Source organism: Saccharothrix sp. HUAS TT1 (assembly GCF_040744945.1).
Lineage (GTDB): Bacteria > Actinomycetota > Actinomycetes > Mycobacteriales > Pseudonocardiaceae > Actinosynnema.
This window is the reverse complement of sequence record NZ_CP160453.1, coordinates 4,345,616-4,365,551: the sequence shown is the minus strand read 5'-3', so window position 1 is coordinate 4,365,551 and position 19,936 is coordinate 4,345,616. Positions and strand designations below refer to the sequence as shown.

General features: G+C 72.5%; 20 protein-coding genes and 1 pseudogene. 5 read left to right on the top strand and 16 right to left on the bottom strand.

The annotated features are described in order from the left end of the window. Positions 1-360: 360 nt before the first annotated feature. Positions 361-1,302, top strand: a complete 942-nt coding sequence (locus AB0F89_RS21230) for a 5'-3' exonuclease H3TH domain-containing protein (RefSeq protein WP_367127218.1) — start codon at positions 361-363, stop codon at positions 1,300-1,302. A gap of 182 nt (positions 1,303-1,484) precedes the next feature. Continuing rightward, a complete protein-coding gene (locus tag AB0F89_RS21225) occupies positions 1,485-2,270 on the top strand; it encodes a hypothetical protein (protein WP_367127217.1) in 786 nt (261 codons plus the stop codon). Positions 2,271-2,301: 31 nt separating this feature from the next. Here the strand turns inward: AB0F89_RS21225 and AB0F89_RS21220 are convergent, their stop codons facing one another. The 3 genes from AB0F89_RS21220 to AB0F89_RS21210 form a co-directional block, all read right to left on the bottom strand. Further along, the gene (locus AB0F89_RS21220) at positions 2,302-3,558 is read right to left on the bottom strand and encodes a GNAT family N-acetyltransferase (protein WP_367127215.1); all 1,257 of its coding nucleotides are present in this window, start codon (positions 3,556-3,558) and stop codon (positions 2,302-2,304) included. Between the two features lie 147 nt (positions 3,559-3,705). Continuing rightward, on the bottom strand, positions 3,706-4,434 hold the full coding sequence (locus tag AB0F89_RS21215) for a DUF4333 domain-containing protein (protein ID WP_367127214.1): 729 nt from the start codon (positions 4,432-4,434) through the stop codon (positions 3,706-3,708). 114 nt (positions 4,435-4,548) lie between these two features. Further along, a complete protein-coding gene (locus tag AB0F89_RS21210) occupies positions 4,549-7,314 on the bottom strand; it encodes a DEAD/DEAH box helicase (RefSeq protein ID WP_367127213.1) in 2,766 nt (921 codons plus the stop codon). A 126-nt stretch (positions 7,315-7,440) separates the two neighbouring features. Here AB0F89_RS21210 and AB0F89_RS21205 point away from each other — a divergent pair, with 126 nt between their 5' ends. Continuing rightward, positions 7,441-7,926 carry a hypothetical protein gene (locus tag AB0F89_RS21205; protein ID WP_367127211.1) on the top strand — a complete coding sequence of 162 codons (486 nt, stop codon included), beginning with the start codon at positions 7,441-7,443 and terminating at the stop codon, positions 7,924-7,926. On the opposite strand, the gene AB0F89_RS21200 is transcribed toward AB0F89_RS21205, so the two are convergent. From AB0F89_RS21200 to AB0F89_RS21175, 6 genes are all read right to left on the bottom strand, one after another. After that, complete coding sequence (locus AB0F89_RS21200) at positions 7,910-8,818, bottom strand: diacylglycerol kinase family protein (RefSeq protein ID WP_367127210.1); 909 nt, start codon at positions 8,816-8,818, stop codon at positions 7,910-7,912. The genes AB0F89_RS21205 and AB0F89_RS21200 overlap by 17 nt on opposite strands. Positions 8,819-8,862: 44 nt before the next feature. Next, complete coding sequence (tatC, locus tag AB0F89_RS21195; protein WP_367138952.1) at positions 8,863-9,780, bottom strand: twin-arginine translocase subunit TatC; 918 nt, start codon at positions 9,778-9,780, stop codon at positions 8,863-8,865. A 120-nt stretch (positions 9,781-9,900) separates the two neighbouring features. Then, positions 9,901-10,272 carry a Sec-independent protein translocase subunit TatA gene (gene tatA, locus AB0F89_RS21190; RefSeq protein WP_367127209.1) on the bottom strand — a complete coding sequence of 124 codons (372 nt, stop codon included), beginning with the start codon at positions 10,270-10,272 and terminating at the stop codon, positions 9,901-9,903. Then, complete coding sequence (locus AB0F89_RS21185; RefSeq protein WP_367127208.1) at positions 10,265-10,531, bottom strand: bacteriophage holin; 267 nt, start codon at positions 10,529-10,531, stop codon at positions 10,265-10,267. Before AB0F89_RS21185 ends, tatA begins: the two co-directional genes overlap by 8 nt. A gap of 18 nt (positions 10,532-10,549) precedes the next feature. Beyond that, positions 10,550-11,521 (bottom strand): helix-turn-helix transcriptional regulator, encoded by a 972-nt coding sequence (locus tag AB0F89_RS21180; RefSeq protein WP_367127207.1) that lies wholly within the window; start codon positions 11,519-11,521, stop codon positions 10,550-10,552. After that, entirely contained in the window at positions 11,518-12,504 is a 987-nt protein-coding gene (locus AB0F89_RS21175; protein WP_367127205.1) for a helix-turn-helix transcriptional regulator, read from the bottom strand. The genes AB0F89_RS21180 and AB0F89_RS21175 overlap by 4 nt, the downstream gene beginning before the upstream one ends. A 231-nt stretch (positions 12,505-12,735) precedes the next feature. Between AB0F89_RS21175 and AB0F89_RS21170 the strand changes: the two genes are divergently transcribed. Beyond that, positions 12,736-13,425, top strand: coding sequence for a nitroreductase (locus tag AB0F89_RS21170; RefSeq protein ID WP_367127204.1), 690 nt, complete (start codon positions 12,736-12,738; stop codon positions 13,423-13,425). A 201-nt stretch (positions 13,426-13,626) separates the two neighbouring features. Here AB0F89_RS21170 and AB0F89_RS21165 read toward each other — a convergent pair. The 4 genes and pseudogenes from AB0F89_RS21165 to pafA form a co-directional block, all read right to left on the bottom strand. Continuing rightward, positions 13,627-13,857 (bottom strand): annotated as a pseudogene (locus tag AB0F89_RS21165) (SRPBCC domain-containing protein); the annotation flags it as partial. 302 nt (positions 13,858-14,159) lie between these two features. After that, positions 14,160-14,300: a hypothetical protein gene (locus AB0F89_RS21160; protein WP_367127202.1), complete on the bottom strand. Its 141-nt coding sequence runs from the start codon at positions 14,298-14,300 to the stop codon at positions 14,160-14,162. After that, complete coding sequence (locus tag AB0F89_RS21155) at positions 14,293-14,850, bottom strand: ArsR/SmtB family transcription factor (protein WP_367127201.1); 558 nt, start codon at positions 14,848-14,850, stop codon at positions 14,293-14,295. The genes AB0F89_RS21160 and AB0F89_RS21155 overlap by 8 nt, the downstream gene beginning before the upstream one ends. A 90-nt stretch (positions 14,851-14,940) precedes the next feature. Then, on the bottom strand, positions 14,941-16,299 hold the full coding sequence (pafA, locus tag AB0F89_RS21150; protein WP_367127199.1) for a Pup--protein ligase: 1,359 nt from the start codon (positions 16,297-16,299) through the stop codon (positions 14,941-14,943). 81 nt (positions 16,300-16,380) lie between these two features. On the opposite strand from pafA, the gene AB0F89_RS21145 reads away from it, so the two are divergent. Continuing rightward, positions 16,381-17,814 (top strand): bifunctional phosphatase PAP2/diacylglycerol kinase family protein, encoded by a 1,434-nt coding sequence (locus AB0F89_RS21145; RefSeq protein ID WP_367127197.1) that lies wholly within the window; start codon positions 16,381-16,383, stop codon positions 17,812-17,814. Between the two features lie 173 nt (positions 17,815-17,987). On the opposite strand, the gene prcA is transcribed toward AB0F89_RS21145, so the two are convergent. The 3 genes from prcA to AB0F89_RS21130 are packed head-to-tail and all read right to left on the bottom strand — an operon-like array spanning position 17,988 to position 19,933. Next, a complete protein-coding gene (prcA, locus tag AB0F89_RS21140) occupies positions 17,988-18,800 on the bottom strand; it encodes a proteasome subunit alpha (protein WP_367127196.1) in 813 nt (270 codons plus the stop codon). Between the two features lie 55 nt (positions 18,801-18,855). Continuing rightward, positions 18,856-19,704 carry a proteasome subunit beta gene (gene prcB, locus AB0F89_RS21135; RefSeq protein ID WP_367127194.1) on the bottom strand — a complete coding sequence of 283 codons (849 nt, stop codon included), beginning with the start codon at positions 19,702-19,704 and terminating at the stop codon, positions 18,856-18,858. Positions 19,705-19,738: 34 nt separating this feature from the next. Further along, on the bottom strand, positions 19,739-19,933 hold the full coding sequence (locus AB0F89_RS21130) for a ubiquitin-like protein Pup (RefSeq protein ID WP_053716644.1): 195 nt from the start codon (positions 19,931-19,933) through the stop codon (positions 19,739-19,741). Positions 19,934-19,936 lie beyond the last annotated feature (3 nt).

Here is a 19,936-nt window from a genome sequence, read left to right as displayed (position 1 = left end):
CCACCGAGTGACACGCTCACCGCATTTCCCCAGCTCACCATGAACCGCCACTCCCCAACCGAGTGAACTACTCCAATCCCACCCATCAGAAACACTGTTACCACCACCCTCAAACGTCGGTTAAAACAACGAGGCCCGCCGCAACCACCCCCACACCCCTCCCCCTCCTCCCCCGCTCCCCCCTCCCCCCGCATCTCCCCCGCATCTCCCTCCCCCTCCGCTCCCCCTCCGCTACCTCCCCCCCTCCGCCCCCTTGCCTTCCACCCTCTTGCCACCGCACTCCTCCTCCCAAATCCGAGTTATCCACAGTCAGCGGACGAGCACCCCGGGATGTCAGTGATCTCTGGCAAGCTGTCCCAGGTGAGCAATCCGCTGGTCCTGATGGACGCCGCCAGCCTGTACTTCCGGGCGTTCTACGCACTGCCCGAGTCGATGACCGCCCCGGACGGCACACCGGTGAACGCGGTGCGCGGCTTCGTCGACACGATCGCCAAGGTCATCACCGAGCGGAAGGCGAGCCGCCTGGTCGCGTGCCTCGACGCCGACTGGCGCCCGGAGTTCCGCGTCGCCGCCCTGCCGTCCTACAAGGCGCACCGCGTCGCCGAGGGCGCAGCCGACGGTGAGGAGGAAGTCCCCGACACCCTCACCCCGCAGGTCCCGATCATCCTCGACGTGCTCGACGCAGTCGGCATCGCGACCGCCGAGGCCGCCGGCTACGAGGCCGACGACGTCATCGGCACCCTCGCCGCCCGCGAGACCGCCGACCCCGTCGAGGTGATCACCGGTGACCGCGACCTGTTCCAGGTCGTGCGCGAAGACCCGACCCCCGTGCGCGTCCTCTACCTCGGCCGCGGCTGGGCCAAGGCCGAACTGCTCGGCCCCGAAGAACTGGCCGCCAAGTACGCGCTGCCGGTGCAGGACGCCGGGCGCGCGTACGCCGGGATGGCCGTGCTGCGCGGCGACCCGTCGGACGGCCTGCCCGGCGTGGCCGGCATCGGCGAGAAGACGGCGGCGAAGTTGATCACCGAGTTCGGCTCCCTGGACGCCGTCCTCGCCGCCGTGCACGACGGCCGCGACCGCAAGCTCACCACTCGCGCCCGCACCGCCCTGCTCAACGCGCAGGACTACCTCGCCGTCGCACCGACCGTGGTCAACGTGGCGACCGACGCGGAGATCGTCATGGACCGCCCCGACCCCGTGCCCGCCGCACCGGTCGACCCGGACCGCGTCGCCGAGCTGACCCGCCGCTGGGGCCTCGGCAGTTCCCTGCCGAGGCTGGTGTCCGCGTTGGAGCGTCGTTGAGCACGGCGAGGTCTGGGACGTCCAGGGCGTGAGTCAGGCGACGGCCGCCCTCGGCTGGGGGTTGGCCGGCCGGGGTGGTTGTTACGGTTCGTGGCGTGTGCGTTTCCACTGACGAGGCAGACTTCAGCGGCACGGTTTTGTACGTCGGCCGGTGTGAGCACCCGTTGCACGGGGCTGTCGAAGTGCTCGGGTACCAGAACCAGGCGGTGAACCTGGCGGCTGGGCCCAACGCGATGGTGCTGCACGTGCCCGCGGTCGGGGTGACGCGGGAGAACTTCCTGTCGGTGGGGCGGGATGGGGCGGTGCTCGGGCGGATGGTCGAGGCTGCGCGGGCGCACGTCGCGGTTGGTGGTGGGGTGGCGTCGATGGACTGGACGGGCGGTGGGGTGGAGGTGTTCGAGCACGACATCTACACCGTGGTGCTCGCCTCTGATCCGACGCGCATCCCGCAGGCGCTGGAGCAGGTGCCGCCGCACAAGCGGCCCCGGGTGGGGGCGGAGTTGTTCCGGTTCTACGCGGATGTGTTCCCGGGGCACGCGATCGTGTTGTGCTGCTTCGACAACGCGGAGGCGCGGTGGGCCAGGCCGTTGATGCTGTGGTACCGGCCGACCGAGCCGGATCGGTTGGTGCTGCCCGCGTTGGACTGCCACACCGGGGACGTGCCCGACCTGGATGCGTTGGTGCCGGTCGATCACTGGTTGCTCTTCGGCACGGACGAGGTCGGGGTGGGGTGGGGGCACGAGGTCGACTACGGGGGCAAGGTGCGGCACAAGTTGCGGGAGTTCTTGCCGGATCGGGTGATCGGGGTGCGGGTCGGCGGGAGCGGGAGCGGGGGCGAGTGGAGTGAGTGGGGTGGGGTCGGGGGTGAGTGGGGTGGGCTCTTGCCCAATGGGGATTTCGTGTTGTCGCGGGACGATCTGGTGCGCGGTGATCTGTCGAAGGTCGGGCGGCTTCGGCCGGGGGCGTGAGGGAATCAGAAGCAGGTGCCGCAAAGGAACTTCAGAAGTAGGTGCCGCACCAAGGAACTTCGGAGACGGCGAAGAGCTGGTCGGCGCGGGATGGGGCGGTCGGGTCGACTGCGTCCAGCCTGCGGGTGGCGGCCAGGGTCGTGAACGGCACGTCGCCCAGGTAGGCGGAGGCTAGGACGTCGACGTCCAGCACCAGTTCCGGTGCGGAGTCGACTCGGGTCGCGCCGTCCGCGGTGATGCGGTAGGAGCCCGAGTTCTCGGGCAGGTAGGTGTCGCGCACGCCGAGCACCACGGGTTCGCCGGTGCGGTAGGTGCGGGCGGACAGGGCGGCGGGGACGTCGAGCAGGCGCAGCCACACCTCGTCCTCCTCGTCGACGACGCGGCACGCCCGCCGGTCGCCGAGCAGCCACTGCACCGGCTCGTCCAGCGGCCGGCCGTGGGCGGTGATCTCGTCCACCAGGTCCACGCCCAGGACGAACAGCCACAGGTCGACCCACGCCTCGGCGGTGCGCGCCCACAGGTCGGTGACGGTCAGGGTGGTCGGTTTTCCGTCGACGGAGTGGTCGCCGGGGGTCACCTTGAACATCACGTAGCCGTCATCGGCGGACGGTGCGCTGGAACCGGACGGTGCGCTGGAACCGGACGGTGCGCCGGAGTCGGACGGTGAGCGCACGGCGATCTTGATGTTCTCCTCGACGGCCACGCGGCGCACGGTGGTGGCCCACCAGGCGGGCCAGCGGGCGATGGTGCCGGCGCGGCGCGGTGACAGTTCTTCGAACAACGCGCGCGCGATGCGCTCCCCCGCTTCGCCGTCGACCAGCCGGACGCGGCCGGTGGGGCGGGTGCGGGGCACGGCTCGGCGGCGGTCGAGGCGCAGGAACCGGTAGCGGGTGGCCACGCCGTAGCCGTAGCGGCCGTAGATCGCGGTTTCGGAGGCGCGCAGGGTGGCGACGACGTCGCCGGCCGAGCGCAGGTCCCGCAGCTGCACCCGCTGCAACGCGCTGAGCACGCCCCGGCGGGTCCAGTCGGCGCGCACGCCGACGCGGCTGACGGCGGCGTGCGGCACGACGGCGCCGCCGGGCACGGCCAGTCGGGACGGGAAGGACTGGACGGTGCCGACCAGCTCGTCGTCGGCGAAGGCGCCGAACGCGCGTCCGGGCTCGTACGACTCCTGCACGAACTTCCACATGTCGTCCGGCGCGGGGGCGTGGTGCAGGGTGCCGCGGAACAGGCTGTGGGCGGTGCGGTACTGGGAGTCGTCCAGGGCGCGGACGTCGTGGTCGGTCACCACCGCATGGTGCCGGACGGTCGCTCGCACCGCTAACGAGTTTCACGGTCGGGTGAACGACGCCACAGGGCGGCGACACCGCCGAACGGCAGAGGCCACTCCCGCACACCGCGGGAGTGGCCTCGACACCACAACGGGCGGAGCGGGTCAGCCGGCGGGCTGGCCGACCTCGTACTCGCCGTCCTCGGTCTTCACCGTGATCTTGACCGTCTTGTCCTTGCCGCCGACCTTCACCGTGCACTCGAAGGTCGTGTTCGGCTTGACCTCCTGCTCGGCCGGGCAGGTGGCGCCCTCGACGTCGGAGATCTTGTAGTCGTCCTTCAGCACGCCGACGACGCCGTTCTGCACGGCCGTCTGGTCGAACACCTTCTTGTTGAAGAAGCCGGGCGTCACGAACCCGGTGATGCCGACGGCCGCGACCACGAGCACGACGATCGCGACGATCACCCACACCACAGCGCTGGACTTCTTCGGCGCCGGCGGCTGCCCGTACTGCCCCGGCTGCCCGTACTGGCCGGGCTGCTGCCCGTACTGACCGGGCTGGCCGTACTGCCCCGGCTGACCCGGCTGCCCGTACTGGCCCTGCTGCGGCTGGCCGTACGGGTTGGACTGCGGGTTGTTCGGGTCGTAGCCCGCCGGGTACTGCTGGGTGTACGGCTGCTGCTGGGGCTGCTGCCCCCACTGCTGCTGCGACGGGTCCGGCTGGCCGTAGGGGTTGGGCTGCTGCTGCGACGGGTCCGGCTGCCCGTAGGGGTTGGGCTGCTGAGCGGGGAAACCACCCGACGGCGTGCCGGGGTACCCACCACCGTAGGGCTGCTGTTGCTGGCCCCACTGCGGTTGCGGGTCGTTCCCTCCGGATCCGTACGGACTGGTCATGCTCGGCCTCCGACGGTCGGTCTGGAAAAAGGTGTGGCAGTGCTCTTGCAAGCCTTGCGGGCGCGATCAAACCACAGCCGCGCGGGCGTGACCCACCCGCCCCGCAAAGCTTTGTCAAACGGTGGCCATCGCCACCACCCCGCGGCGCAGCGCGTCGACCGCCTTCCGGGCGGACGCGCCGACCGGGTCGCCGCCGCCGACGACGTCCCGGATCTGGTCCAGGAAGTCGATCACCTGCCGGCACCACCGGACGAAGTCGCCCGCGCCCAGCTCGGCGCCGTTCTCCTCGGCCGCGGACAGCACCTTCTCCAGCGACTCGCCGCGCGCCCACCGGTAGACCGCCCAGGCGAACCCGGGGTCGGGCTGGCGGGTGCGGTCGAGCCGGTGCCGGCGCTCGTCGTCCTCCAGCTCGGCCCACAGCCGGGCGGTGGCGGTGAGCGCGTCGGACACCTTGCCCGGTGGCAGCCGCGCTTCCAGCGGCCCGTCCCGGCGGGCCTCGTAGACCAGCGCGGACACGACGGCGGCCAGCTCGGCCGGGTCGAGGTCGCGCCACACGCCGTGCCGCAGGCACTCGGCGGCCAGCAGGTCGGACTCGCTGTAGAGCCTGGTCAGCCGCTTGCCGTGCTCGGTGACCTCCTCGCCCGGCCCGTTCTCGCCGGCGTGCAGGTAGCCGCGTTCGCGCAGCAGGCCGCGGATGCGGTCGAACTCGCGGGCCAGCGAGTGGGTGGTGGCGGCGACCTTGCGCTCGACCTGCTCGGTCTCGGCCAGCAGCCGGTGGTACCGCTCGCCCCAGCGGGCGTGGTCCTCGCGCTTCTCGCAGCCGTGGCACGGGTGGGCCCGCAGCGCGCGCCGCAACGTGGCCAGCTCGGCGTCGTCGTCCGCGGTGGAGCGCCGCTTGCGCATCGCGGGCGCGACGATGCCGGTGGCGCGCAGGGACGCGGCGAGGTCGCGGCGCGCCTTCGGGGACCGGGTGTCGACCTGCTTGGGCAGCCGCATCCGGCCCAGCACCTCGACGGGCAGCGGGAAGTCGGCCGACGACAGCCGGCCCGCCCACCGGTCCTCGGTCACGACGAACGGGCGCGCCTCGCCGAGCGGTTCCAGCCCGGGGTCGATGACGACGGCGAGCCCGGAGCGGCGGCCGGACGGCACGGCGATCACGTCGCCCTTGCGCAGCCGTTCCAGCGACGCCGCCGCCTCGGCCCGCTTGGCGGTGGTGTTCTGCCGCGCCAGCGCCTTCTCCCGGTCGGCGACGCGGCGGCGCAGCGACGCGTACTCGGCGAAGTCGCCGAGGTGGCAGGTCATGGCGTCGGCGTAGCCGGTCAGCGCCTCGCGGTTGCGCTCGATGCGGCGGGCCAGGCCGACCACCGACCGGTCGGCCTGGAACTGGGCGAACGACTGCTCCAGGATCTCCCGGGCGGCGGCGGCGCCGAGCTGGTTGACCAGGTTGACGGCCATGTTGTAGCCGGGCCGGAACGACGAGCGCAGCGGGTAGGTGCGGGTGGAGGCGAGGCCGCCGACGGCCTTGGGGTCGACGCCGGGCTGCCACACGACGACCGCGTGGCCCTCGACGTCGATGCCGCGCCGCCCGGCGCGGCCGGTGAGCTGGGTGTACTCGCCGGGGGTGAGGTCGACGTGCGCTTCGCCGTTGTACTTGACCAGCTTCTCCAGCACGACCGTGCGGGCGGGCATGTTGATGCCCAGCGCCAGCGTCTCGGTGGCGAAGACGACCTTGACCAGGCCGCGGACGAACAGCTCCTCGACGGTTTCCTTGAACGCGGGCAGCAGGCCGGCGTGGTGGCTGGCGATGCCGCGCTCCAGCGCCTCGCGCCACTCCCAGTAGCCGAGCACCATCAGGTCGCCCTGGGGGAGGTCCTTGGTCTTCTGGTCGATGACCTCGCGGATCTGCTCGACCTCGTCGGTGGAGTTGAGCCGCAGCCCGGCGCGCACGCACTGGGTGACGGCGGCGTCGCAGCCGGCGCGGCTGAACACGAAGTCGATGGCGGGCAGCAGCCCGGCGCCGTCGAGCCGCTGCACGACGTCGACCCGGGACGGCGGTTTGAAGCCGGAGCCGCGCGGCGGCCTGCCGCGCTGGTCCTTGTTGTTGCGGTTGCGGCTCCACGGCACGTGGAAGCGGGCCAGGTCGTCGGTGTGCCGGAGCAGCTGCGGGTTGATCCTGGTGTGCCCGTCGGGCCCTTCGCCGGCGAAGAGGTCCATCATCCGGCCGCCCGCCATCATGTGCTGCCACAGCGGCACGGGCCGGTGCTCGTCCACGACGACGGTGGTGTCGCCGCGCACCTCGACCAGCCACTCGCCGAACTCCTCGGCGTTGCTGACGGTGGCGGACAGGCCGACGAGCCGGACGGACTCGGGCAGGTGCAGGATGACCTCCTCCCACACCGGGCCGCGGAACCGGTCGGCCAGGTAGTGGATCTCGTCCATCACCACGTAGGCGAGGGTCTTGAGGGTGGAGGACCCGGCGTACAGCATGTTGCGCAGCACTTCGGTGGTCATCACGACGATGGGCGCGTCGCCGTTGACCGAGGTGTCGCCGGTGAGCAGGCCGACCTTCTCGGGGCCGTAGCGGGCGACGAGGTCGGCGTACTTCTGGTTGGACAGCGCCTTGATGGGGGTGGTGTAGAAGCACTTGCTGCCCTCGGACAGGGCCAGGTGCACGGCGAACTCGCCGACGATGGTCTTGCCGGCGCCGGTGGGGGCGCAGACCAGCACGCCGTGCCCGTCCTCCAGCGCCTCGCAGGCGCGTTGCTGGAACGGGTCGAGGTCGAACGAGATGACTCCCAGGAAGTCGGCCAGCTTGGGCCGGGAGGCGCGGCGGCGGAAGTCCGCGTACGAGTCGGCCGGAGACCGCGAAGTGCTTGACACCTGTCCAGGCTGTCACATGGGACCGACAAAATCGCTTCAGATCCGCAGCGGACCGGAACGGACTGGCTTCGGTCAACACTGAAGCTATAGAGACTACCGGCCTTGATCGTGCGGCACACTGCAGGCGTGGAGGCGATTCCGCTGGCGGAGGGCGACCTCCGGTGGGTGTTCCCGGACCTGGAGGACGTGGACCCGGTGCTGGACGTGCTGCGGCAGGCCGCGGCGCGGGTCGAGCAGCTGGCCGGTCACCTGGGCAGACCGGGCACCGGCCTGGTGTTCGACCACCTGCCGGGCGCGCCCTACGCGGGATTGTCGGCCCTCGCCGAGGTGGACGAGGTGGCGTTCCACGTCCACCTGTCGCTGCCGCGCGACCCGCACCGGAACGTGGTCGCGCCGCCCCCGCCGTGGCAGGTGGAGGGTGAGATCTCGGTGCGCTGCGACGCCATCCGGGACTGCGGCAGGCACGAGATCGAGACGGTCGAGTCGGCGCACGGCACACCGTTGGACGCGGCCAACGGGGTGCTGGCGGTGGCCGGGTGGCTGTTCGGGCGGGGCACGGCCGAGCCGCGCGACTCGTGGCGCAGGCGCGACGTGCTCAGCCGGCACCGGTGACGGGACCGGCGGCGGCGCGGGTCACGGCGGTGAGGGCGCCCGGGACGCACGTCGCGGTCAGCGGGACCTCGCTCAGCCGCTCGCCGTCGGCGTAGGCCACCCAGGGCGGCCCGGACAGCCGCACGGAACGGGCGCGCAGCGTGCGCACCGCGGGGTGGTCGACGTGCCGCCCGGTGCGCAGGGTGGGCAGCATCCGCAGCAGGGTGCGGCGGGGCGTGGCGCGCACCACGGTCAGGTCGAACAGGCCGTCGGTGGTGGAGGCGTCCGGGCAGACGGGGATGCCGCCGCCGTAGCTGGTGGTGTTGCCGACCGCGACCAGCAGCGCGTCCAGCTCCAGCACGTCGTCCTCGGTCTCGACCACCAGGCGCCGCGGTCGCAGCGCGGCCAGCTCGGCCAGGATCGCCAGGTCGTAGCGGCGGGGTCCGGCGGGCCAGCGCATCGCGTTCGCCCGCTCGTTGACCGCCGAGTCGAAGCCCGCGCACAGCACGGTGGCGAACCACGGCCCGCCCTCGACGCGGCCGAGGTCGAGCGGGCCGCGGGAGCCCTCGCGCAGGGCGGTGACCACGTCGTCCAGCGAGGTGGTGCCGAGGGCGGTGGCCAGGTCGTTGCCGGTGCCGGCGGGCACCACGGCGAGCGCGGTCGAGGACCCGGCGCACGCCTGCACGGCCAGGTGGGCGCCGCCGTCGCCGCCGAGGACCACCAGCACGTCCACGCCGTCGGCCACGGCGCGGCGCGCCAGGTCGGCGGTGCCGGCGGCGGTGGGCGCGACGTGCAGGTCCAGGTGGTCGACCACGTCGCGCAGCCGTTCGGCGACGGTGCCCGCCATGCGGCCGGCCCTGCCCTTGCCCGAGGTGGGGTTCACCAGCAGGGCCGCCCGCGTTGACGTCGACATGGTCGGGAAGCCTACAAAGGCTTCACCGGATCAGGTGATCTCGCTCAGGTCACGTCGTCGTAGCGGGCGCGTCCGGAGGTCTCCGGCGCGGCCACCGGGTCCGGCGTCGGCACCGGTTCGGGTGACGCCACGGGTTCCGGCGACGGCGTGTAGTCGAACGGCGCGGCCTCGTCGTCCGGCACGTCGTCCAGGCCCTCGGCCTTGCGCCTGCGCTCGGCCCGCCGGTCGTGCACCCGGGCGATCTGGATCGCCACCTCGAACAGCAGGGTGAGCGCGATGGCCAGGGCGACCATCGAGAACGGGTCGGTGCCCGGCGTCGCGACCGCGGCGAAGATGAACAGGGCGAACACGATGCCGCGCCGCCACTTGTGCAGCTTCGCGTAGCTGACCACGCCGACCTGGTTGAGCATCACCACGATCAGCGGCAGCTCGAAGCTCACCCCGAAGATCAGCAGCAGCGCGACGAGGAAGCTGACGTACTCCCCCGCGGTCAGCGCGGTGATGAACTTCTCGTCACCGAAGCCGACCAGCACCTCCAGGCCCTGCGGGACCACGTAGAACGCCAGCGTGGCGCCCGCGACGAACAGCACCGACGCGATGGCCACGAACACGACCGCGAAGCGCCGCTCCTTGGCGTACAGGCCGGGCGAGATGAACCGCCACACCTGGTAGAGCCACAGCGGCGCGGTCAGCGCCATGCCCGCGCCCGCGCCGACCTTGAGCCGGATCATGAAGATCTCGAACGGCTTGGTCTGCAGCAGCTGGCAGCCCTGCCCCTGCTGGGTGAGCCGCTGGGTCTCCGGGATCGCGCAGTAGGGGTCGACGACGACGTCGCCCAGGTCCGGCAGGCCGAAGATGTTCCACTCCCACCAGATGAAGCCGAAGATCGCGCCGCCCGAGATGAACAGCAGCGCCCACCCGAGCCTGCGCCGCAGCTCGTAGAGGTGGTCCTTCAGCGACATGGTGCCGTCCGGGTTGCCCCGACGGCTCGTGATCTTGCGGCGCTCCCGGACTTGGGCCCACCACCGGACCGGACTTGCCCCCACCGTGCGGACCGTCCTTCGGCTCTTGTTGACGCGGCTCTAGTTGGTGTTCTGCTTGTTCTGCAGGTTCTGCGCGGACTGCTCGATGGGCTGGGCGACCTGCGGCTGGGTCACCTGCGGCTGCGGCGGCGTGACCGGCTGCGCGACCTGGGGCTGGACCACGGGCTGCTGGGCGACGGGCTGCTGGACCACCGGCTGGGCGACCGGCAGCTGCTGCGGCGCGGGGACCTGCTGCGCGGTGGTGGCCTGCTGCTGCGGGTCGTCCTCGTTGCGCAGGCCCTTGGTCTCGGCCTTGAGGATCTTCGCCGAGCGGCCGATCGAGCGGGCCATGTCGGGCAGCTTCTTCGCGCCGAACAGCAGGATGATCACCACGGCGATGATGATCAGTTCGGTTGGTCCGAGGTTACCCACGGTTGTCCTCCTGTCTCCCCCGGTCCACCGATGGTACGCGGGGCTTGCCCTGGCGGGCGTGATCCGGACGCCGTTGGGCGATGGCCACTCCGAGCGCGGCAGAGCGCGCCCGCAGCAGACCGACGCCGTCGCCGACCCTGTCACCCACCAGAGTGCTTGCGGCGCGGAAGCGGCGCAAGGGTCCGACGACTCGCAGGACGGTCAGGACCAGCAGGACCAGCCCGAGCAGGACCAGGGCCAGGATCGGCAAGTACGGCACGGCACCACCGTACTGGCCCTAGGTTGCCGGGAGGTGATCTGCCCGGCGCAATGCGGCCTCGGCCTGCCGGGCGACTTCGGCGACCAGGTCGGGCGGCTGCTCGACGTGCACCTCCCCGCCCAAGCCGAGCAGCAGGCGCACCATCCAGGCCGTGTCGGCGTACCGCATGAGCACCCTGGCCCGGCCTTCGGCCAGCTCGACCAGGCCGTCCGTCGGGTAGTACTCGGCCACCCAGCGGGCGTCCGGTTCGAGCACCAGCACGGCCGTCCGCTGCGACGGGTCGGGTTGGAACAACCCCTCCGACGTGTCGGTGGGGGTGGCGTGCGGCGGCGGGGCGGCGGGCTCGGCCAGCACGTCGACGGCGTCGATCCGGTCGAGCCGGAACAGCCGCACGCCGTCTGCGGCGCGGCACCACGCCTCCAGGTAGCCGCGGCCCTCGACCAGCAGCATCCGCATCGGGTCGACGACGCGTTCGGTGACCTCGTCGCGCGACGGGGTGTAGTAGCGCAGGTGCAGGGCGCGGCGGCGCAGCACGCCGTCGGACACCGCGTCGCGCACGCGCGCGGTCTCCGGGGCCTCCCGGACGGCCAGGCCGACGGCCACCCCGGCGGGCTGGGCCTGCCCCACGGCGGCCTCGATCTTGGCCACCGCGCGCTGCACGGCGTCCTGGTCGGCGACGCCCGGCGTCTCGGCCAGCGCGCGCAGCGCCACCAGCAGCGACGTGGCCTCCGCGGCGGTGAGCCGCAGCGGCCGGCTCATGCCCGCGTCGAAGGTGACGGTGACCGTGTCGCCCTCGAAGGACAGGTCGATCAGGTCGCCGGGGCCGTAGCCGGGCAGGCCGCACATCCACAGCAGTTCGAGGTCCTTGCGCACCTGCTTGGGCGTGACCTCGAAGTCCTCGGCGACCTCCTCGATCGGGATGCCGGGGCGGGCCAGCAGGTAGGGCACCAGGGCGAGCAGCCGGGGCAGCCGGTCGGTGGCGGCGTTCACGCGCGCACCCCCGCACCGCGCAGCGCGCCGAGCAGCTTCTCCCGCACGGACTTGGCCAGCACTTCGGGCTCCAGCACCACCACGTCGGGGCCGAACCCGGCGATCCAGGTCGCGGCCGAGTCGGGGAACCTCAGCTCGATCCGCAGCACGTCGCCGGGCTCGCCGTCGAAGTCCCTGGTGCCGATGACGCGGGCCCGGCGGCGCACGCCCTGCGCCCGGCCGCGGGCCACCCACAGCTCGGCGGTGGCGGGCGCCTGGTCGGCGGCGGGCTGGGTGCGGGCCACGAACGACAGCAGGTCGACCTGGTCGGGCCGCTGCACGGCGCCGGGCTTGCCGGTGAGCCGCACGTCGCCGACGATGCGGGACAGCCGGAAGCAGCGCGGCGCGTCCCGGTCGCGGTCGTGCCCGACGAGGTACCAGCGACCGCGCCAGGCGACCACGCCCCACGGCTCGACGGTGCGGGCGCGCACCTCGACCGGTGACGGGCGGCGGTAGTCGAACTCGACCACGCGGCCCTCCTGGACGGCGGCGAGCAGCGGCGGGAACGCGGGTTCGCTGGTGCGGACCTTCGGCTCGACCGGCACGTGCACGTCCTGGTCGACGTCGACGCCCGCGGCGCGGAGCTTGATCAGGGCGCCGTGCGCGGCGCCGGTGAACTGCGGCGAGTCCCACAGCCGGGCGGCCAGGGCGACGGCGGCGGCCTCGTCGGGTTCCAGGTCGATGTCGCCGAGCTCGTAGTCCCGGCGGGCGATGCGGTAGCCGTCGACGGCGTCGAAGCCCGCGCTGCGGCCGGTCTCCAGCGGCACGCCGAGGTCGCGCAGCTCGGTCTTGTCGCGTTCGAACATGCGGAAGAACGCCTCGTCCGTGGGTGCGTCGGCATAGCCGGGGACGATGGCGCGGATGCGCTCGGCGGTCAGGTACTGCCGGGTCGAGAGCAGGCACAGCACCAGGTTGACGAGCCGTTCGGCACGTGCGATGGCCACACCGGAACCCTATCCCCGGACGGGGGCGGGGTGACGCCATACCCGCCCCCGAAGCAGATGAATGGTCCATTCAGTCGATTGCCAGCGGTGGGAGGCCGCCGTTCAGCGGCCCCCCACCTCGCGAAACAGGCATTTCGGTGACCATCGGTCACGGTGATCTGGCACACTGTCACAACCCGCGATCCCCGATCGTCCACTTGACAGGAGCGTCGAGCGGAGGAGATGGGGACCATGGACGTCTACGAGGCGGTCACCGGCAGGCGGGCGGTGCGCGCGTTCACCGACCGGCCGGTGCCGGACGAGGTGCTGCGACGGGTGCTGGCCGCGGCGGCGTGGTCGCCGTCGGGGTCCAACCTCCAGCCGTGGCACGCCTACGTGGTGACCGGCACGCCGCTGGCCGAGATCAAGGAGCGGGCCGGTGAGCGGGTCGTCGCGGGCGACCCGTGGGACGAGCGGGAGTACGAGATGTACCCGGCCGCGCTGGGGTCGCCGTACCGCGAGCGCCGGGCCGCCTTCGGCGAGCAGCGCTACGGCTCGCTCGGCGTCACCCGCGAGGACGTCGAGGCCAGGCAGAGGGCCGCCGCGGGGAACTGGGACTGCTTCGGCGCGCCCGCCGCCCTGTTCTGCTACGTCGACCGCGACCTGGGCCTGCCCCAGTGGTCCGACGTCGGCATGTTCCTCCAGACGGTCATGCTGCTGCTGCGCGCCGAGGGGCTGCACAGCTGCCCGCAGATGGCCTGGTCGGTGTACCGGAAGACGGTCGCGGACGTCCTGTCGCCGCCGGAGGGGCTGATCCTCTTCTGCGGCGTGTCGATCGGGTACGAGGACGTCGCGGCGCACCACCCGCGGACGGGTCGGGCGCCGCTGGCCGAGACGGTCGTCTTCGTCGGCGACCGGCCCTCGCCGGCCGACCCCCGGTGACCAGCCCTCGACGAGCACGCCCTCGGGCAGGCCGGGCACGTCCGGCTGGAGCCGGATCGGCCGCCAGTCGGCCAGCTCGTGGTAGCGGCGCAGCTCGGCGACGCCGGACAGCCGGCCCGCCCACGCGCCGTGCGGCGGCAGGCCGGGGTCGAACCCGCTCTGCACGAACGTGAGCCGCGTGCCGCCGTCGGACCCGGCCAGCTCCCGGGTGGACACCATGCCGCCCCGGTCGACGCCCATCCTCCTGCCGGGCTCGAAGTCGACCACCTCGGCCGGCTGCGGGTTCATCTCGAACCCGCCCATGGGGACCCGGCCGCCCTCCCACGCCTCGATGTCGATCTTCGCGCCGAACCACCGCGAGTGCTCCTCGGCGTCGACCAGGGACCGGGCCACCGCCTCGACGGGCGCGCCGACCAGCACCTCGCCGCGCATCTCGGCGGTGGTGAAGTCGACCTTCGGGGTGAGCGGGCGGCCTTCGACGTGGTCGACCAGGTTGGCCGGCGACAGGCGCCAGTAGGTGTGGAGGTGGCCGAGCACGCCGCTCTCGGCCACGGCCTCCCGCCAGCCGGGGAAGTGGCTCTGCGCGAGCGTGACCACGGCGCCGCCCTCCTCGGCGGCCCGGTCGACGGGGACGGTGGTGCCCTCGCCGCCGACGTGCCAGCCGAAGCGCAGCGAACCCGCGCCCACGTGCCGCAGCACCTGGCGCGGCCGGTCGCCCCCGGCGTGGTGCGGCCTCAGAACCCGAACCGGTCGGGCAGCTCGACGTCCACGTGCTCGGCCAGCCACGTGCCCAGCTCGCCGGCGTCGGTGAGCGCCCGGCGCACCCGGTCGACGGGCGCGGTGGTGCGGGCGCGGAGGACCGCGGTCTCACTCATCGGTCTCCTCCTTCGGGTAGCACGCCACGGCCAGCCGGAAGGCGTCGCCCTCCGCGCCGCCGTAGCGGGCGAACAGGTCCTGCAGGGTCGTCCTGAGGTCGTCGAAGAACTGCTGCCGCTGGTCCGGCCGCACCCTGATGTCGCCGGACACGCCCAGCGACGGCAGCTCGGGGCGGGCCCGGTCCAGGCCCGCGATGTCCGACTGGACCTGTTCGACCAGGTCGAGCAGGTAGCCCAGGCTCAGCTCGTCCTGGGCGCGGCGCAGCCCGAGCCGGCCGACCAGGCCCGGTGACAGCCAGTACGACCGCGCGCCGGCCTGGTAGACGCCCTCGTGGACGCCGCGCACCCGCCGTTCGCCCACCTGGGCCACCAGACCGGCTTCGACCAGGCGTTTCACGTGGTAGTAGACCCGCTGCGGGGTCTGGTCGAGCGCCGCCGCGACCTCGGTGCACGAGCGCGGCTCGGCCAGTTGCCGCAGCACCTCGATGCGCTGCGGCTTGAGCAGCGCCTCGGCCTGCTCGATCTGCTCCAGGTACAGGACGTCTCTCATCGCGAAAATCACCTTGTACGTAAAAAAGTATTTTTTCAATTGGGCTGAAGAGAGCCCCGGACCACCGGGCCCGGGGCTCCCGACCAGCTCTTACAGGGACGAGATCAGCCGCTCCACGCGCTCGTCCACCGCGCGGAACGGGTCCTTGCACAGGACGGTGCGCTGGGCCTGGTCGTTCAGCTTCAGGTGCACCCAGTCGACGGTGAAGTCGCGGCCCGCGGCCTGCGCGGCGGCGATGAAGTCACCGCGCAGCTTGGCCCGCGTGGTCTGCGGCGGGGTGTCCTTGGCGGCCTCGATCTCGCCGTCGTCGGTGATCCGTTCGACCTGGTCCTTGCGCTGGAGCAGGTCGAAGATGCCCCGGCCGCGCCGGATGTCGTGGTAGGCGAGGTCGAGCTGGGCGATGCGCGGGTTGGACAGGTCCATGTCGTGCTTGGCCTGGTAGCGCTCCATCAGCCGGTACTTGATGGCCCAGTCGATCTCGCGGTCGATCTTGGACAGGTCCTCCGCCTCGACCGCGTCCAACGTGCGGCCCCACAGCTCCAGCACCCGCTCGGCCATGGGGTCCGGCGCGCGCTTGGCGACGTGCTCCACCGCGCGCTCGTAGTACTCGCGCTGGATGTCCAGCGCCGACGCCTCCTTGCCGCCCGCCAGCCGCACGGTGCGCCTGCCGGTCAGGTCGTGGCTGATCTCGCGGATCGCGCGGATCGGGTTGTCCAGGCTGAAGTCGCGGAACTGGACGCCCTGCTCGATCATCTCCAGCACGAGGTTGGCGCTGCCCACCTTGAGCAGCGTGGTCACCTCGGACATGTTCGAGTCGCCCACGATGACGTGCAGCCGCCGGTAGCGCTCGGCGTCGGCGTGCGGCTCGTCGCGGGTGTTGATGATGGGGCGCGACCGGGTGGTGGCGCTGGACACGCCCTCCCAGATGTGCTCGGCCCGCTGCGACAGGCAGTAGACCGCTCCGCGCGGCGTCTGGAGCACCTTGCCCGCGCCGCAGATGAGCTGCCGGGTCACCAGGAACGGCAGCAGGACGTCGGCGATGCGGGAGAACTCCCCCGCCCGCGCGACCAGGTAGTTCTCGTGGCAACCGTAGGAGTTGCCCGCGGAGTCCGTGTTGTTCTTGAACAGGAAGATGTCGCCCCCGATGCCCTCGTCGGCGAGCCTGCGCTCGGCGTCGACGAGCAGGTCTTCGAGGATCCGCTCACCAGCCTTGTCGTGCGTGACGAGCTGGGCGAGGTCGTCGCACTCCGCCGTGGCGTACTCGGGGTGCGAGCCGACGTCGAGGTAGAGCCGAGAGCCGTTGCGCAGGAAGACGTTCGACGAGCGTCCCCACGAGACGACCCGGCGGAACAGATAACGCGCGACCTCATCCGGGGACAGCCTGCGCTGCCCGTGGAAGGTGCAGGTCACCCCGAACTCAGTCTCAATGCCGAAGATCCGCCGCTGCATCCCTCAACAGTAGGCGCATTCGGCGCTTTCATCAGTGATCCAATCGGGCGTCGCGCCGATTTCGCGGATAACGTTCCTGTCGTGCTCCGACGAGTGAACCGCCTGGACCAGGCCCTGATGCGGCGTTCCGGGGCGTTGCGCGCCCCGTCCGCCGACCGCGGGATGAAGAAGTTGTCGCGCGCCGCGAACCACAGCGCGCTGTGGTTCGCGGTGGCCGGCGTGCTGGCCGTCCGCAAGGGCGTGACCAGGCGCGCGGCGCTGCGCGGGGTGGCGGCCATCGCGGGCGCGAGCTTCGGTTCGAGCCTGGTGGCCAAGCGCCTGTTCCCGCGCCGCCGGCCCGCCGCGGACCTGCTGACGCCGGGCCGGCGGCTGACCAAGCGGCCCACGTCGTCGTCGTTCCCGTCCGGGCACTCGGCGTCGGCGGCGGCGTTCACCACGGCGTTGGCGATGGAGTCGCCCGCGCTGGCGGCGGTGGTCGCGCCGGTCGCGGCGGCGGTGGCGTACTCGCGGGTGCACACCGGCGTGCACTGGCCGTCGGACGTGGTCGCGGGCGCCGCGATCGGGGTCAGCGCGGGCCTGGTGACCAGGCGCTGGTGGCCGCTGGGGCGGACCGAGGCCGCGTCGGCGCGGGAGCACCGGGAGCTGGAGCCGCTGGTCGACGGCGAGGGCCTGGTGGTCGTGGTGAACCCGAGCGCCGGGCTGGGCGGCGCGGACCCGACCGGGGCGTTGGCCCAGGAGTGGCCGAAAGCCACGTTCGTGGGAATCGAAGACCTCGACACGGTGATCGAGGACCACGCTCCGCAGGCGCTCGGCGTGGCCGGCGGTGACGGGTCGGTGGCGGCGGTCGCGGCGCTGGCGGCGGCGCACCGGCTGCCGCTCGTGCTGGTGCCCGCCGGGACGCTGAACCACTTCGCGCGCGACGTCGGCGTGCGGGGGCTGGACGACGCGGCGCGGGCGACCGCGGACGGCGACGGCGTGCTGGTCGACCTGGCCGCGGTGTCCGTGGACGGCGACGGGCCGCGCTGGTTCGTCAACACCGCGAGCCTGGGCGGCTACCCCGACATGGTGCGGCTGCGGGAGCAGTTGCAGGACCGGTGGGGCAAGTGGCCGGCGGCGGCGATCGCGCTGGCCTCGGTGCTGCGCACGTCGCGGCCCATGCGGGTGGAGCTGAACGGCGAGCCGCAGCTGGTGTGGATGCTGTTCGTCGGCAACGGCCCGTACCGGCCGAAGGGGTTCGCGCCGACCATGCGGCCCGCGCTGGACGCGGGCCTGATGGACGTCCGGTACATCCGCGCGGACACCCGGTTCTCCCGCGCCCGGTTCTTCGCCGGCGCGCTGCTGGGCTCCCTGCACCGCAGCCGGACGTACCGGCACCTGGAGACGCGGTGGCTGGACGTGCGGCTGCTCGACGGCGCGGTGGCGATCGCGACCGACGGCGAGGTCGGGCCGACCGGCTCCCGCTTCGAGTTCCGGGCCCGGCCCGCCGCCCTCGCCGTCTACCGACCCCAGGGGTGAGGGTGCCCCGTCAACGGTGAGCCACGGGGTGCCCGCGCTGGACGACCCATCGCTGCTCGACCGGGTTCACGCTGTTCGCGCGGACCCGGGTGTGCTGCGAGCAGGAGGGACGCCTCCGGGCACGGCGAAGGCCCCCGGTGGGATCACCGGGGGCCTTCGCGGTCGGGTGGGACCTACGCCTTGTCGTCGTTCGGCGGCAGGTTCGCGTCCGACGCGGGCTTCTTCCCGCCGCCCTCGGCGGACGGCTCCTCGGCTTCGGCCGCCTCGGCCGGCGCCGGGTCGTCGCCGGGGAGCAGGGCCGCCAGCGCGGCGCCCGCGATGCGGCGGAACGCGCGCCGCGGCCGGGAACGCTCCAGGACCGCGACCTCCAGCTTGCCGCGGTCCAGCAGGTCCGGCTTGCCGTTGCCGGTGGTGGTGCTGCCCGCGCTCAGGGCCTTCACCGCCGTGCGGACGGCGTCGGCCAGGGGCTGGGACTCGGTGTAGGCGTCCTTCAGCGCGGTGCCGGTGGCCTCGGCCTGGCCGCCCATCACCACGTACTGCGGCTCCTCGACGATCGAGCCGTCGTAGGTGAGCCGGTACAGCGTGTCCTGCTCGGGCGCGGTGCCGACCTCGGCCACGCAGATCTCCACCTCCAGCGGCTTGATCTGCTCGGCGAAGATCGAGCCCAGCGTCTGCGCGTAGACGTTGGCCAGCGACCGCCCGGTCACGTCGCGCGGGTCGTTCTGGTACCCGCGGATGTCGGCGAACCGGATGCCCGCCTGCCGCAGGTTCTCGAACTCGCTGTAGCGGCCGACCGCGGCGAACGCGATTCGGTCGTAGATCTCGGACACCTTGTGCAGGGTGGCGGACGGGTTCTCCGCCACGAACAGCACGCCGTCGGCGTACCGGAGCACGACGACGCTCCGGCCTCGGGCGATGCCCTTCCGCGCGTACTCCGCGCGGTCGCGGAGGATCTGCTCGGGTGAGGCGTACAACGGCATCGTCACTGGTGCGGCTCCCGGGCTCGGCGGATGCGGGTGGGGATCGGGGTCGGCACGGCGCTCAGCCCGACGGCCGGGCCTTGCGGCCCTCGACGACCGCCTCGGCGAGCGCGGCCGTCTCCTCGTCGGGCAGGTGCGCCGCACCGTCGGCGGTGATCGTCACGACGACCGGGTAGATCTTGCGGATCACGTCCGGCCCGCCGGTGCCCGAGTCGTCGTCGGCCGCGTCGTACAGCGCCTCGATCGCGGTCCGGACGGCCCGCTCCGCTTCCGCGTCGGGGTCGTACAGCTTCTTCAGCGCCGACTTCGCGAACAGCGAACCGGAGCCGACGGCCTGGTAGCCCTGCGACTCCTCGTACCGCCCGCCGGTCACGTCGTAGGAGATGATGCGGCCCGCGCGCTCCGGGTCGGGCGCGTCGGTGTCGAAGCCCGCGAACAGCGGCACGACCGCGAGGCCCGCCAGCGCGGCGTCCAGGTTGCCCTTGATCATCGCGGAGAGCCGGTTCGCCTTGCCGTCCAGCGACAGCGAGACGCCCTCGATCTTCTCGTAGTGCCGGAGCTCGACCGCGTAGAGCCGGACGATCTCGACCGCGATGCCCGCCGTGCCCGCGATGCCCACCGCCGAGTAGTCGTCGGTGACGAAGACCTTCTTCATGTCGCGCTGGGCGATCACGTTGCCCATCGTGGCGCGCCGGTCGCCCGCGATCACCACGCCGCCCTTGAAGGTCAGGGCGACGATGGTGGTGCCGTGCGGAGCCTGCACCGCGCTGCCCTCGGGGAGCTTGCGGCTCGACGGCAGCAGTTCGGGTGCCTGGGCGCGGAGGAAATCGGTGAACGACGACGACCCCGGCCTGAGGTAGGCCGGGGGCAGCGACGCGGCCGGGTAGTGCCCGGTCGAGCTGTGGTCCATGTGTGGGTTTCTCTCCTGTCCCGCCGGCGGCTTCTTACTCGCCGCCCTTTTGCACGTACGCGCGGACGAAGTCCTCGGCGTTCTCCTCCAGGACGTCGTCGATCTCGTCGAGGATGGCGTCGACGTCCTCGCCGAGCTTCTCCCGGCGTTCCTGACCGGCGCCCGCCGCGCCGTCGCCGTTCTCGTCGCCGTCACCGCCGCCTTGGCGCTGAACCTGTTCCTGGGCCATGTC

Bases quoted from the DNA above. Each gene is read 5' to 3' on its own strand.
- prcB (WP_367127194.1), bottom strand. From the start codon at position 19,704: ATGGACCACAGCTCGACCGGGCACTACCCGGCCGCGTCGCTGCCCCCG.
- AB0F89_RS21200 (WP_367127210.1), bottom strand. From the start codon at position 8,818: ATGTCGACGTCAACGCGGGCGGCCCTGCTGGTGAACCCCACCTCGGGC.
- AB0F89_RS21215 (WP_367127214.1), bottom strand. From the start codon at position 4,434: ATGACCAGTCCGTACGGATCCGGAGGGAACGACCCGCAACCGCAGTGG.
- AB0F89_RS21170 (WP_367127204.1), top strand. From the start codon at position 12,736: ATGGACGTCTACGAGGCGGTCACCGGCAGGCGGGCGGTGCGCGCGTTC.
- tatC (WP_367138952.1), bottom strand. From the start codon at position 9,780: ATGTCGCTGAAGGACCACCTCTACGAGCTGCGGCGCAGGCTCGGGTGG.
- pafA (WP_367127199.1), bottom strand. From the start codon at position 16,299: ATGCAGCGGCGGATCTTCGGCATTGAGACTGAGTTCGGGGTGACCTGC.
- AB0F89_RS21160 (WP_367127202.1), bottom strand. From the start codon at position 14,300: ATGAGTGAGACCGCGGTCCTCCGCGCCCGCACCACCGCGCCCGTCGAC.
- AB0F89_RS21155 (WP_367127201.1), bottom strand. From the start codon at position 14,850: ATGAGAGACGTCCTGTACCTGGAGCAGATCGAGCAGGCCGAGGCGCTG.
- AB0F89_RS21130 (WP_053716644.1), bottom strand. From the start codon at position 19,933: ATGGCCCAGGAACAGGTTCAGCGCCAAGGCGGCGGTGACGGCGACGAG.